Origin of the sequence: Burkholderia sp. SRS-25 (assembly GCF_004343765.1) — a bacterium.
Taxonomy (GTDB): domain Bacteria; phylum Pseudomonadota; class Gammaproteobacteria; order Burkholderiales; family Burkholderiaceae; genus Burkholderia; species Burkholderia contaminans.
In genome coordinates, this window is the sequence record NZ_PTXM01000005.1 from 124,662 (window position 1) to 138,037 (window position 13,376).

13 protein-coding genes are annotated in these 13,376 nt (G+C 67.5%); 5 read left to right on the forward strand and 8 right to left on the reverse strand.

Features of this window, described 5'->3' with window-relative positions:
• Positions 1 to 67: 67 nt before the first annotated feature.
• A complete protein-coding gene (locus C5O79_RS07195) occupies positions 68 to 784 on the forward strand; it encodes a GNAT family N-acetyltransferase (protein ID WP_122473947.1) in 717 nt (238 codons plus the stop codon).
• A gap of 48 nt (positions 785 to 832) precedes the next feature.
• On the opposite strand, the gene C5O79_RS07200 is transcribed toward C5O79_RS07195, so the two are convergent.
• The 6 genes from C5O79_RS07200 to C5O79_RS07220 all read right to left on the reverse strand — a co-directional run bounded on the left by C5O79_RS07200 (position 833) and on the right by C5O79_RS07220 (position 5,937).
• Complete coding sequence (locus C5O79_RS07200; RefSeq protein ID WP_039354918.1) at positions 833 to 1,288, reverse strand: MarR family transcriptional regulator; 456 nt, start codon at positions 1,286 to 1,288, stop codon at positions 833 to 835.
• Positions 1,289 to 1,390: 102 nt separating this feature from the next.
• The gene (locus tag C5O79_RS38795; protein WP_257791815.1) at positions 1,391 to 1,519 is read right to left on the reverse strand and encodes a hypothetical protein; all 129 of its coding nucleotides are present in this window, start codon (positions 1,517 to 1,519) and stop codon (positions 1,391 to 1,393) included.
• Positions 1,516 to 1,887 carry a GFA family protein gene (locus C5O79_RS07205; RefSeq protein ID WP_122473946.1) on the reverse strand — a complete coding sequence of 124 codons (372 nt, stop codon included), beginning with the start codon at positions 1,885 to 1,887 and terminating at the stop codon, positions 1,516 to 1,518. Before C5O79_RS07205 ends, C5O79_RS38795 begins: the two co-directional genes overlap by 4 nt.
• 195 nt (positions 1,888 to 2,082) lie before the next feature.
• Positions 2,083 to 3,183, reverse strand: a complete 1,101-nt coding sequence (locus tag C5O79_RS07210; protein WP_122473945.1) for a nitronate monooxygenase — start codon at positions 3,181 to 3,183, stop codon at positions 2,083 to 2,085.
• 277 nt (positions 3,184 to 3,460) lie between these two features.
• On the reverse strand, positions 3,461 to 4,717 hold the full coding sequence (locus C5O79_RS07215) for an MFS transporter (protein WP_122473944.1): 1,257 nt from the start codon (positions 4,715 to 4,717) through the stop codon (positions 3,461 to 3,463).
• 278 nt (positions 4,718 to 4,995) lie between these two features.
• Entirely contained in the window at positions 4,996 to 5,937 is a 942-nt protein-coding gene (locus tag C5O79_RS07220; RefSeq protein ID WP_122473943.1) for a LysR family transcriptional regulator, read from the reverse strand.
• Between the two features lie 231 nt (positions 5,938 to 6,168).
• Between C5O79_RS07220 and C5O79_RS07225 the strand changes: the two genes are divergently transcribed.
• Positions 6,169 to 6,801, forward strand: a complete 633-nt coding sequence (locus C5O79_RS07225) for a 5-formyltetrahydrofolate cyclo-ligase (protein WP_122473942.1) — start codon at positions 6,169 to 6,171, stop codon at positions 6,799 to 6,801.
• A 152-nt stretch (positions 6,802 to 6,953) separates the two neighbouring features.
• On the opposite strand, the gene C5O79_RS07230 is transcribed toward C5O79_RS07225, so the two are convergent.
• Both C5O79_RS07230 and C5O79_RS07235 read right to left on the reverse strand, forming a co-directional pair.
• On the reverse strand, positions 6,954 to 8,087 hold the full coding sequence (locus C5O79_RS07230) for an AAA family ATPase (protein ID WP_122473941.1): 1,134 nt from the start codon (positions 8,085 to 8,087) through the stop codon (positions 6,954 to 6,956).
• 41 nt (positions 8,088 to 8,128) lie between these two features.
• Positions 8,129 to 8,998, reverse strand: coding sequence for an RNA ligase family protein (locus tag C5O79_RS07235; protein ID WP_122473940.1), 870 nt, complete (start codon positions 8,996 to 8,998; stop codon positions 8,129 to 8,131).
• A 732-nt stretch (positions 8,999 to 9,730) separates the two neighbouring features.
• On the opposite strand from C5O79_RS07235, the gene C5O79_RS07240 reads away from it, so the two are divergent.
• The 3 genes from C5O79_RS07240 (at position 9,731) to C5O79_RS07255 (ending at position 13,333) form a co-directional block, all read left to right on the forward strand.
• On the forward strand, positions 9,731 to 10,879 hold the full coding sequence (locus tag C5O79_RS07240) for an RNA ligase RtcB family protein (protein ID WP_122473939.1): 1,149 nt from the start codon (positions 9,731 to 9,733) through the stop codon (positions 10,877 to 10,879).
• The gene (gene prfH, locus C5O79_RS07245; RefSeq protein WP_335900609.1) at positions 10,879 to 11,487 is read left to right on the forward strand and encodes a peptide chain release factor H; all 609 of its coding nucleotides are present in this window, start codon (positions 10,879 to 10,881) and stop codon (positions 11,485 to 11,487) included. Before C5O79_RS07240 ends, prfH begins: the two co-directional genes overlap by 1 nt.
• A gap of 382 nt (positions 11,488 to 11,869) precedes the next feature.
• A complete protein-coding gene (locus tag C5O79_RS07255; RefSeq protein ID WP_047850870.1) occupies positions 11,870 to 13,333 on the forward strand; it encodes an MFS transporter in 1,464 nt (487 codons plus the stop codon).
• Positions 13,334 to 13,376: the final 43 nt, after the last annotated feature.

Consider the following 13,376-nt stretch of genomic DNA (forward strand, 5'->3'; position numbering starts at 1 on the left):
GCCGCGCCCTGCCCGTCCGATCCCGGTCTATGCTGTGCCACCGACACCTTCAATCGAGGAGCAGCTCATGTCCGATGCAACGACCGGAAACGCGGCAGGCAGTGCGCACCCGCTCGACCGTGTGGTGTGGAATGCGCTGACGGGCAGGCAGCGCCGCTTTGCGCTCGGTCATGGCCGAGCATGGCGGTTTCCGGTAGCCGTCGCGCCGTTTGCCGCGATGGAAGATACGAGCGCGGCGTCGTTCGACGCATTGCGTACATTGATCGCGGCTCACGGGCCGACTGCGCTGGTCACGCCGGACGAGATCGAGCTGCCGGCGGGATTGTCGGCGATCCGGCGCGCGAACTTGTTGCAGATGGTCTGGCAAGGGACGCTCGGTCCCGCACCCGAATCCGGCCATGTCACGCTCGCGGAAGCCGACGTGCCCGAGATGCTCGCGCTGACCACGGCCGCGCAGCCCGGCCCGTTCGGTCCGCGCACGTTCGAGCTCGGCCATTACATCGGCATCCGCAGCGAAGGCAGGCTGGCCGCGATGGCCGGCGAGCGGATGCAGGTCGACGGGTACACGGAGATCAGCGCTGTTTGCGTCGATGCCGCGTTCCGGCGGCAGGGGCTGGCGGCGCGCCTGATGCGGTCGCTGATTGCGGAGATCGATGCGCGCTCGGATACGCCTTTCCTGCACGTCCTCACGTCGAACCGGGTGGCGATCGAGCGCTATCTCGCACTCGGTTTTGTCGTCCGTCGCGAGATGCACCTGCTGGTGCTCGGCGACGGGCACGCATGACGACACGGCCGGCACGATGGACGTGCCGGCCGCGGGTGGTTCGCGTGTTCATTCGTCGGTCGAGCGGATCAGGTTGCCGCGCAGCGTGACGATCGCCTTCTGCATCTTCGCGAATTCGTCCGGCTTCAACCCGGTGGCTTCGACCAGATTCATGTCGAGCCCCTTCTCCCTCACGCGGCGGCCGGTCTTCGTCAAGCTGACCAGCACCTGGCGCTCGTCCGACGGATCGCGGTGCCGTTCCAGGTAGCCCATCGCCTCGAGCTTCTTCAGGATCGGCGTCAGCGTATTGGATTCGAGGAACAGCTTCTCGCCGAGCTGGCCGACCGTCTGGTTGTCCTGCTCCCACAGCGCAATGATCGTGATGTATTGCGTATACGTGAGGCCGAGCTCCTCGAGAATCGGCTTGTAGGCCTTGCCGAACGCGAGGTTCGTCGAGTAGATCGCAAAGCACAGGAACTCGGACAGCTTCGGCGCGGCGGCGGATGGGGCTTCGGTCGGTTTCATGAACGTCCTCCAGCGGCGCGAACGGCCGCAGATGGACGCATTATATATCGCGTGCGATCTTATCGGAAGCATGATAATCGCTCGCGATGAACCAGCGCGCCGTCAGCCCGCCCTGCGGCGCTTGCCGGTCTGTGTACGGCTGACCGACAGCAGCGAGCATTGCACCGGATGCGCGATTTCGGTTGCGAGCCCGCCTGCGGCAAACAGCAGGATCATCAGCCAGCGTTTCATGCGTCCTCCACGACCGAGAGACTCGCGCCGTTCGCTACCGTTGCATCGAGCGCATACGGGTCGACGCCGTCGAGGCAGCCGAGATTGACGCGCCAGCAGGCGGGGTCCTTGCGCGTCTGATGGAACGGATAGATGCCGCAACGGCTGCAGAAATAGTGACGGGCCGTGCGTGTGTTGAACTGGTAGCACGTCAGCGCGCCCTCGCCCTCGACGATCTTCAGTTCGCCGGCGGCGAACATCGGGCTCATCAGCGCGCCGCGCCGGCGGCACATGCTGCAGTTGCAGCGAGTCGCCGGCGTCAAGGCCGTTCTGACTTCGAATTTGACGGCCCCGCAATGGCAGGACCCTTTGAACCAGGTTGCAGACATGATGGACTCCCGAATCGGTCATGCCTGCTTTATAACGGACGCTCGAGCGTGCTTTGTATCGCGATGTATCCGGGGTTCGTGCAGATACAGAGCATTGCAAATCAGCCGCGGGTGGCGACGTATCGATTCGGCGATCGGGGTGCGTTCACCGATCGCCGCTATATGCCTGCGGCTAGCCGCCCGCGAATCGTGCGATCAATCCAGCACGTGCTGCAGCCGCTCGATCGCCGCCCGCGTCTCGCGTTCGAGCGCGGCGAACAGTTCGGCCGCCGGCAGCGACCGCGCGAGCGGCGCCGCCTGCCCGGCCCACTGTGCGCCGTAGCCGAATTCACCCTTCGCCTTCGCGGCCGCGTGCAGTGCCTTGCCGGCGTCGTACGCGATCGGGTAGGCGGGCGTGGCCGGCGCGTGCGGGTCGTCGCCGAGCGCGGTCAGCCGGTTCGCGAGGCCGCGTGCGATCCGGCCCGAGATCGCGGCCGTGAACGTCGTGCGGCGGGCCGCGTCGCCCAGCAGCGCGCGGCGATAGCCTTCGTCGATCGACGTCTCCGGGCACGCGACGAACGCGGTGCCGAGCTGGGCGGCCTGTGCGCCGAGCGCGAGCGCGGCGGCGATGCCGTCGCCGTCCATGATGCCGCCGGCGGCGATCACCGGCAGCGCGCATTCGCGCACGATCAGGCGCGTGAGCGCGAACGTGCCGAGGCGGTCGTCATGCGCGGTCGAATCGAACACGCCGCGATGCCCGCCCGCTTCGATCCCCTGCGCGACGATCGCGTCGATGCCGGCGGCGGCAATCTGGCGTGCTTCGTCGAGGTTCGTCGCGGCCGCGAACAGCGTGACGCCCGCGCGCTTCAGCGCGGCGATCACGTCCGCGGACGGCAGCCCGAAATGGAAGCTGACGACGGCCGGCTTCTCTTCGACGAGCATCGCCTGCATCGCATCGTCGGCGACGAAGCTCGTATAGATCTCCGACAGCGATGCGGGCGGCGTCGCGCCATATTCGCGGAACGCCGGCGCGAGCCATTCGAGCCACGCGCGTTCGACTGCCGCGTCGGCGTGCGCCGGCTGGTGGCAGAACACGTTGATGTTGAACGGCCGGTCGGTGAGCGCGCGCGTGTCGCGGATCATCTTGCGGGCGCCGTCGGCGTTCGTCGCGCCCACGCCGAGCGAGCCGAGCCCGCCCGCATTCGACACGGCGGCCGCCAGCGCCGGCGTGCTGACACCGGCCATCGGCGCCTGGACGATCGGGGCGCGCATGCCGAGCATGCGCAGCAGCGTCCGGTTGTCGGTCGATTGATTCATGTCGCTTGCCTCCTGCAAGATTCGTCATCGAAATGCGTCGGCCGGATGCGGGCCGAAGCGCGCGGGTCGGGTTCGGATCGGCGCGCGTTCGTCGTGCCTTGTGCGCGACCGGTCACATGAAAACCATGTCGAATGCGATGGGTAGCCGCCGCGCGGTGCGGTGTCTGCCATGACGGCAAACGCATCGCGCGACGAAGGGGTATGGTGTCGTCGTTTTCCGGTGCGCCACCCGCAACTGCGCCCATCCTACGCCAGCCCGCGATCCGCCGGCCAGCCGCTATCGGCCGCGCGCCCAATGCGCGAGCCCCGCGCAGGCCGCCAGCAGCGCGCCCGTCACGAAGAACACCGAATGCAGCCCCAGCGCGACGCCGATCTGCCCGCCGATCACCGGGCCGACCACCTGCCCGCTGAACTGCGCGGACTGCAGATAGCCGAGCATCTGCCCGGTCGCGCGCTCGTCGACCGATTGCCGCACGAGCTTGCCGATCGACGGCAGCAACCCCGCGAGCGACATGCCCATCAGCCCGCGCAGCGCGGCAAGCTGCCACCAGTGCGTGACGAACGCCTGCGGCACCATCGCGAGCGCGGTCAGCAACAGGCAGCCGATGATCACGTTCCAGCTGCCGACACGGTCGGCCAGCGCGCCGAGCCGTGCGGCGGTCAGCATGCTGCCGAGCGCCGAACACGCCATCACGACGCCGGCGACACGCGCAAGATGGTCGCCGCCCACGCCGAGGCCGCCGATATAGACGGTGATGATCGGTTCGATCGACATGTTCGCGAGCAGCACCATCATCGCCGTCACCAGCAGCGCGGCGACCGCCGCGCGATTCGTGCGGTGCGGCGTGCCGGCTGCGGCGCGCGAGGTGCGTGTGCGGGCATCGGTGGCCGCGTGGAAGTCTTCCTTCACGACGAAGATCGTCAGCAGCGCGGCGACGGCGATCATCGCGCCACCGGCGAAGAACGTGCCGCGAATGCCGAGCCAGCCCGGCAGCAACCCGCCGACGAGCGGCCCGACCAGGTTGCCCGCGAGCGCACCGGTCGACAGGATCCCGAGCGCCCAGCCCGCGCGCTCGCGCGGCGCCTGGGTGCCGACCATCACGGTCGACGCCGATGCATATCCGCCGACCAGCCCCGCGAGCAGCCGCAGTGCGACGAGTTCGACCACGTTGTGCGCGACGCCGATCAGCGACATCACGATCGCCATCCCGATCGCGGCACGCACGAGCATCGGCTTGCGGCCGAAGCGGTCTGCAAGGCGGCCCCACAGCGGCGCGGTGACGGCCGTGCCGAGAAACGTCGCGCCGAACGCGATGCCCGACCACTGGATCACGGCCGACTGCGCATCGACGCCGAGTTGCCGCACGTACAGCGGCAGGAACGGCAGCAGCATGCTCAGGCTGACGAGCGTCGTGAACGACCCGAACACGCAGACGGCGAGATTGCGCCGCCAGTAGCGCGCGTTGCGTTCGGCGTAGCTGGCGGCGGGCCGTTCGGCCCGTGCCGCGACGGGCGCATGCGAGATCGTGCTCATTGCGTGCTCCCCGTCGCGGTCAGCGGTGCGGGAAGCCCCGGCGTGACGAATCTTGCCGATGACGGTACGCATGCGAAACGGGCCACGCCGATGCCTGACACCACGCGGTGCGTCAGTCCGAACGCACGGGCGCGAGGCTGGGCGGAAAGCGCTTGATGCATGTTGACCTCCATTCGCTGAACGGGCGCCATGCGCGTCCGTTGGTTGAAGGAAGTCTAGATTGACCCGATTATCGAGTGAATCCCTGTCGCACGAAAGCCATTCTTCCGCGTTTCGGTTCAATCGCCGTCAGTTCGATCGCCGTCGGTAATGGCTGCCAGCCGCGCAAAGTGTTCGCGCAGGCGCGGCGCTGCGAAATCGACGAATGCGCGCACCTTCGGCACCGAAAGGCGTCCGTAAGGCGTGACGAGATGGATGGGTAGCGGCGCGTGTTCGCTGTCGCGCAGCACGATCCGCAGCGTGCCGTCCCTCACCGGTTCGGCCACGTGATACGAGAAGAGCCGCGTGACGCCGTGCCCGGCGACGGCCGACGCGACCGCGCCGCGGATCGTGTTGATGATGAAGCGCGGTGCGAACTGAACGACCTGCGGCAGCGCCGACGGTGCGGGCGGCGGAAAGCTCCACGAGTCGAGGCCGAAGTGCGTCATCGAGATGATCCGGTGCTGTGCGAGATCGGCCGGCGTCTCGATCGCCGGATGCTTCGCCAGGTAATCGGGCGACGCCACGACGACCCGCCGCACCGCGCCGACCGGAATCGCGACCAGCGTCGAATCGGTCAGGTGCGCGATCCGCAGCGCGACGTCCATTCCTTCGTCGATCAGGCTGACGGGACGGTCGAGCAACTGCAGCCGGATCGACACGGCCGGATGGCGTTCGATGAATTCGTCGAGCAGCGCGCGCAACACGTCCTCGCCCGCGGCGACCGGCGCGGTGACCGTCAACAGGCCGCGCGGCGCCGAGCGTTCGTCGGCGACCAGCATGTCGGCTTCCTCGAGGTCGGACAGGATGCGGCGGCACGCGGCCGCGTAGCGTTCGCCGGCCTCGCTGAGCCGGATCGTCCGCGTCGTGCGGTACAGCAGCGCAGTGCCCGTGTGCTCTTCAAGGAACGCGATCGCGCGGCTTACCGCCGCCGGCGAGCGGCCGAGCTTACGGCCCGCGCCCGCGAGGCTGCCCTCGTCCAGCGTGGCGACGAACACCTTCATCGCATCGATTCGATCCATGGCGTATCAGCGGCGGCGAGCGGTCGTGCAGTGGGCGGTGGGCAAGCGAGCGTGCAGTCTACCGCACGCGGGTGAGGCGCTTTGCCGGGGGATACTGCGCTTGCCGTTTTGGCCCTACAATGCGCAGGCGAAGAAACCGCATGATCGGCCGTCAGGGTGCCGCGTTCATCGAACGCAGCGCCCGACATTCAAGCGGTTCCGCTGAATAACCAACAACATCCAACAGCACACATGAAAAGAAGAACATTTCTCGCGCTGCCCGCCGTGGCAGCGTCCGGCATGCTCGCCGGCTGCTCCAATTTCGGTCCCGTCACCAAGGCGTGGATGAAGGATTCGGAATACGACGAAACCTTGTCGACGTTCCTGATCACCGCGGACGGCAAGCAGCTCGTCGTGCTCGGCAAGAAATATCACTACATCTTCGAGATGCCGCCGAGCCTGGCAACGGTGCTCAACGCGCCCTATCGCCCCAAGATCCACACGGCGTTCAACGATTTCGAGGCGCACGGGGACGAGATCACCGGTCGATACACGATGAGGCTGGACGACTCGGATGCGCCGGCCGGCTCGGACGTGCGCGAGCGCGCGCTCGCGGACGGTTTCAAGCAGAAGCGTGGCGACCTGACGTCGAAAGGCGCGATCAGCGGCAAGCGCTATCTGCCGAACGACGTCACGCCTTCGTCGGTTCCGCAGGCGTTCAATCGGCCGTACGAGGTCAAGGTGACGGACAAGCTGACGGCTGTCGGCCGCGGCGCCAAGCTGGCGTTGTCGCCGATCGCGATGGCAGCCGACGGCGCGTTGGGCCTGCTCGGCCTCGCGCTGTTCCCGATCGCGCTCACCACATTCATCATCGTGGCGAGTTGAGGCCGGAATTCATGACGAAATCTGCTGCTCGAAGCCTGTTCGGGATCGGCTGCGTGCTCGCGCGACGCAGCAGAATCCCGCGCTGAAAATGAAACGAGCCGGTACGCCGCGGCGAATTGCGGCGTACCGGCTCGTGTCGCGATGTCGCCGCATCACACTTCATACCGCACCGCATGCGCTTCGGTCGGCAGCGGCAAATCCCAGCGCAGCAGCATCGACTCGAGCGCGCGATTCGTCAGCGACGTGTCGCGCCGCGCATTGCGGCGCAACAGTTCCGCGCGCGGCTGTTCGACGTAGACGAGCGTCACGTCGGCGTTGTACGCAAACAGCAGGTCGAGCGTCTTCTTGCGCATCAGCGGCGACAGGTTCGTCGCATTCCACACGAACGGTTGTTGCGCGCGCAACAGTGTTTTCGCGGCGTCGACCGCATGGTGCGCGACGGCGCCCTCGTTCTGCCCATGACGCAGCCCCAACGCATCGCGCGCATCGTCGAACGACACGACCGGCAGATCCGGATGATGCCGTGCCACCCACGTGTTCTTGCCCGACGCGGGCAGGCCCGACATCACGACGACCCGCGAGCCCGGCGTACGGAACAGCGGATAGTCGGGATGCACGTCCGCGCCACGGAAGTAGCTGAGTGCGGTGTGCGCGTCGGCGAACGCACGCGGCTGGCCGTAGCAGCCCTCTTCCCGCGCCAGTTCGCGCAACAGTTCGATGTTGTCGAGCACGCGCTGCGTGTCGTCGCAGATGCGCCCGCGGATATCGGCTTCGGCGAGCAGGCACAGCAGCGGCAGGCCGACCTGCCACGACAGCTCGCGTGCGATGAACTCGGGCGTGCCGCGGCGCGACCCGCTCATCGCGAAGAACGGCACCTGGTGCACCGCGATCATCCGGCAGATCGCCTCGCGCACCGCGAACGGCACGCCGGCATCCCACAGTGCGATCCGCGCGTCGATCGCGCCCTTGCGCGAATGGCCGGGATGGCCGATCGCACCGGTAACGGGATCGACGACCGTCGTGCCGTGCTTCGCGATGTCGTGCAGCAGCGCGGCCAGGAACACGATCTCCTGGTCGGCGCGCGACGCGGCCTGGTACTCGGGCAGCGCGAGCAGCGCATCGATCACCATCATCGTATGCGTCCACACGTCGCCTTCGCCGTGGTGCGCGGGCTCTTGGGGTGTTGCCTTTGCGTGTTCGAGCGCGGGAAATGCCGCGAGACACGCGTGATAGTCCGGCTGCCGGCCGGGTGCGGGCACGAGTGCCTGCAACTGTTCGTACTTCATGATCAAGACTCCTCTCGAAACGGTGCTTGGCCGTTCCGCATTCATGTGTTCGGGTGAGCAGCGCGGCGCGAGGCCCACGTTACGGTCGGGCGCGGCGCATACAGGTCGACACCCGGCGCGAGCAGGTTCGGGATGAACGGCTGCTCCGAGTGATGGCGCGCCGATTCGAGAATGGCCTGCACGAAATCGTGGCGCACCCACTTCAGGCGCGCGGTCGTCGTGTCGTCCGTCTCGACCTTCACGTAGAGCCCTTCGGAGCGCTCCGACTTGTCGCACTGCTGCCATGCGCGCGCGAGATCGAGCCCCTGCCGCCGCACCGTTTCCTCGAACGCGCGACGCCAGTCCGGCGTCTTCGCGAGCGACGGCCCGAGCATGGCCTTCAGGTCCGCGAGTCGCGCCGGCGCGATGCCTTCGTACAGCACGGGCACCGACAGCACGGGCCCGTCGGCGAGCAGCGCGCGACGCGCGGGTGTCGACAGGAAACGGCCCGTCGCGCGATCGAACACGTCGAACTCGAAAAAGTGATGCGGCAGTGCGTCGTAGAACACCGCGTGCTTCTTGCTCATCGTCTCGCCGTACATCACGTAGCGATCGCCGAGGCGCTCGAGCAGCCAGCCGGCATGGGCGGCGGCCCAGGTCTTCATGAACCCGAACTGCCGCTCGCGGCCGCCGCCGGCCAGATAGTGGCCGCGTGACTGCAGCAGCAGTTCGCCCGCGGGGCTGAAGCTGATGCCCGTGTTCGCGCCGTCGAGCTTTTCCTCGACGACGAGATGGGCGCCCGCGAGGGTGCGATAGGAAACGTGGTCGTGACCTTCGTCGCCGTCCTGCAGGCGCGAGCCTTCGAGGTGCGGCGTGCGCGGGTAGCGGGCGAGGTCGAGCGATTGCGCGTAGGCGCGAAAATCCAGCGTCATGGTCTTTCTCCGGAAATATCAGAAAAAGCCGACGACGGGAACGAACGATGGGGTGTGCGTTGCGGTGTCAGTGCGTGTCCGGACGCGGCCCTGCGACACTGTTCCGAAGCCGCGAGGCAGACGGGAATGGGCAGGACGGTACGCGGCCGGGACGGCAGTCGTCGGCGTATCAGGCGAAGGGACGAATGTTTGCGGGCACTTGGATCACCGGTTCGATGAGGGTTCAGGGATGAAGCAGGCGGATGCTACGAAACGGTATTTGTGCTGTCAAGCGTGGCCGGATGCCTCCGCTGCGGGTGTCTGCGTGCGTCGGATGCCTGCCGCTGCATAGCGCACACGCCTTCGATGACAGAATGATCTGGATTCCTATATGTGCGTTTTTCGCAACATCGAACGACGATTCGCTAGGCTATGGCCCGCCCCCCGCTTGCTGCGCCCGTTGCGCGCATGCTAGAGTCGCCGCCATTCCGATCAACCCCTCACTCGCAAGGAGAAAAAATCATGACGTCACGCCAACACTTCTCCCGTCGCGGGTCGTAGTTCGGTTTTTTCGCGTCCGTTCGTTTCATCGTTCACGCCACGCAGCACCACGTATCGCCGTCACGGCGATGAGCCGGGTCGTTCCGATCCGGTCGTGCCGCCCTCTTCCCGACTTCCGATGTCGGGCAGCGCATGTGTGCGCTGCCTGCGCCATGGCCCGCCGTTCTCCTTTTTCATCGAACGGAAACCTCCATGGGCAATTCCATGCAATACCTGGGCGAGCGCATCACGTTGTGCGCTTGCGCCACCACCTGGATCGAAGGTGAGGCCATCCGGCAGCTCGAACACGCTGCCACCCTCCCCGGCATGCGGCGCGTCGCCGGCATGCCCGATCTTCACCCCGGACGCGGCTACCCGGTGGGCGCCGCGTTCTTTTCGACGGGCCAGCTGTATCCGGCGCTGATCGGCGGCGATATCGGCTGCGGGATGGCGCTGTGGCAAACCGCGCTCGATGCGCGGCGCGTCAGTGCGTCGAAGCTGGCGAGCCGGCTCGGCTCGATCGACGCCCCGCCCGATGCAAGCTGGCAGCCGCTCATTGCGGCCGCCGGGTTCGCGGATCACGCGTACGCGGCATCGCTCGGCACGATCGGCAGCGGCAACCATTTCGCGGAAGCGCAGCGGATCGATGCGGTGTACGACACCGAACCCCTCGCGGCGCTCGGTCTCGATCCCGATCGCCTGCTGTTGCTCGTGCATAGCGGATCGCGCGGCTTCGGCCAGTCGATCCTCGAGCAACACGTGCGCGAGCACGGCTACAACGGCCTCGTCGACACGGACGCCGCATGCACGGCGTACCTCGCGCGTCACGATGCGGCGTTGCGCTACGCGATCGCGAATCGCGACCTGATCGCGCGGCGCATGCTGGCACGCTGGCGCACCGATGGCCGGTGCGTGCTCGACGTGAACCACAACCTGGTGAGCCGCGCGAACGTCGACGGCGAGCCGGGCTGGCTGCATCGCAAAGGTGCGACGCCGGCCGACGCGGGGCCGGTCGTCATTCCCGGCTCGCGCGGCGACTACAGCTACCTCGTCGCTCCGGTGCGGCCCGACGATGCGGCCAGCCTGGCGTCGCTGGCGCACGGTGCGGGCCGCAAGTGGGCGCGCGGCGATTGCAGGGGGCGCCTCGAACGGCGCTTCACGCCGTCGCAGCTCACGCGCACGCCGCTCGGCAGCCACGTGATCTGCGAAGACCGCGAACTGCTGTACGAGGAAGCGCCGCAGGCCTACAAGCCGATCGACAGCGTCGTCGACGCGCTCGAAGCGGCCGGGCTGCTGCGCAAGCTGGCGCGGCTCGCGCCGGTGCTGACCTACAAGACGTCCGGGGAGGCTGGCCGATGCTGATGCAGATTTCTTCGGCGCACGGCCCGCTCGAGTGCCAGCTGGCCGCGGCCAATGCGTTGCGGCGCCTGCAGGCGGAAGCCGATACGCAGCGCGTCGTCGTCACCGTGCTCGATGCTCAGCCGGGCGAACGGCCCGGCACGCTGCGCTCGGCGTTGCTCGATCTCGACGGCGAAGGTGCGCAGGCACTCGCGGACCGCTGGACGGGCACGCTGCAATGGATTTGCGCGAGCCCGTACCGGTTGCGTCATCCGCGCAAGAACTGGTTCATCGGCGTCACGCGCTGCGCCGACGCGCGGCCGCTGCCGGATGGCGACGTGCGGTTCGAAGCAATGCGCGCGCGCGGGCCGGGCGGCCAGCACGTGAACAAGACGAGCTCCGCGATTCGTGCGACCCATGTCGCGACCGGCCTGTCGGTGCGCGTGGAAAGCGAGCGCAGCCAGCACGCGAACAAGCGTCTGGCGCTGCAGTTGCTGCAGGTTCGCCTGCAGCAGGAGGCCGACCGTCACGCGTCCGATGCGCGCCGGCAGCGGCGGATGCAGCACGTTGCGCTGGAGCGCGGCAACCCCGTGCGCGTGTTTTACGGGGCGGCGTTCGTGCCGGCTGATTGAGCACGAATGCCTGGCCGCCGGTAGTTTTCGCGCCGGCGGCCAGGCCACCGGCCTCATGGTTTTCCCGCCCTGCCGGTTGCGCGAGCGCGCCATCGGCTCCGATGCGTGACCGCGCGCCAGGCCGGCTGCGCGGGCCTGCCGCGTGCATGCCGGCTCCCGCATGTTCCGCACCCTTTCTGCGCGGGAAAGGACGCTTGAAGCATCCGCAATTATCGCGTGCGGCGGATTTGCCCACCATGTGTCGAACGATCGGTACAGCCCGCCTGTCCGGCCCTTTCACCGGCCTTGCGGTGCCTGCCGCCGCGTCGTGCGACCGGATGCACCGCGCCGGTCGCGAACGGCCGGGCCTCGCGCCACGGCGGATCGATAATCAGGAGACACGATGAACAGCCATTCCCTCGATCTCGGCGGCAACGCGGGAGGACCCGCTTCCGCACGACCACCGGCCGCTGCCGCCGGCGTCGGTGCCGATGCGTCGGCCCGCCCCGCCCGCCGCGTCACGCTCGGCGATTTCATGGACGACCTGCCCGTCGGCGCGTTGCACCGGTTCGTCGTGTGGGTGATCGGTATCGGGCTGTTCTTCGACATGTACGAGATTTTCCTCGTCAGCACGATCGGTGCCGCCTTGCAGAACGAATACGGGCTGAGCCGGCAGAGCACCGATTTCAAGCTGCTGCTGGCATCGGCGTTCATCGGCATGTTCGTCGGTGCGATGTGCCTCGGCAGCCTCGCCGACCGCATCGGCCGGCGCAAGGCCTTCCTGCTGACGCTCACGTGGTACAGCGCGTTCTCGCTGGTCGGCGCGTTTTCGGTGAATGCCGACATGCTCGTCGCATGCCGGTTCCTGACGGGTATCGGCGTCGGCGCGATCTATCCGGTTGCCGACAGCTTCCTGTCCGAGATCCTGCCGAAAGAGAAGCGCGGGCGGCTCGCCGCGTGGGCCTACACGACCTCCTATGTCGCGGTGCCGCTCGTCGGGTTCCTCGCGCTGTGGCTCAACCCGTTGCATGTGGGCGGCGTAGCCGGCTGGCGCATCATCCTCGCGATCGGCAGCCTCGGCGCCGTGTACGTGCTGCTCGTCCAGCATCGGCTGCCGGAGAGCCCGCGCTGGCTGCTCGCGCAGGGGCGAACGGCCGATGCGTACGCGGCAGCGCGGCGCTTCGCGGAAGGCACCGGCGTGCGCGTGCCCGAGCAGTTCGCGGAGCCGGTCGAGCCGCAACGGCCGCTCGGGCTCGGCGAGCGTATCGCGCTGCTGCGGCGCGAACCGTACGGCGCGCGCTACCTGATGCTCGCGATCTTTCACCTGTTCCAGGGCTTCGGTTATTACGGCTTCGGTACGCTGGCCGGCACGGTCGTGAAAAGTCGCGGCTTCGACGTGACGGACAGCACGCTGTTCATCGCGCTGTCGTTCATCGGCTATCCGGTCGGCTCGCTGCTGTCGATTCCGCTGCTCAACTGGATCGAGCGCCGCACGCTCGTGATCGTGTCGATCCTGTCGATCGCCGTGTTCGGGCTGTGCTTCGCGTATTCGGGCAATACCGTGCTGATCGTCGGCTTCGGGTTCCTCACGACCTGCGCGTCGAACGTGTTCAGCAACGCGTATCACGTGTACCAGGCGGAGATTTTCCCGGCGCGGGTGCGCTCGACGGCGATCGGCAGTACCTATGCGCTGTCGCGGATCGTCAGCGGTGCGCTGCCGTTCGTGTTGTTGCCGGTGCTCGTGCGTGATGGTGCAGGTGCGATGTTCGGGGTGATCTCGGTCGCGCTCGGTATCGTCGCGGTCACGCTGCGCGTGCTCGGGCCGCTGACGACGCGGCGCAGTCAGGATGAGATCAATCCGGTTTGAGCGGATGTCGAGGAGGAAGCGCGGAAACGTGCTTCCTCGTCAC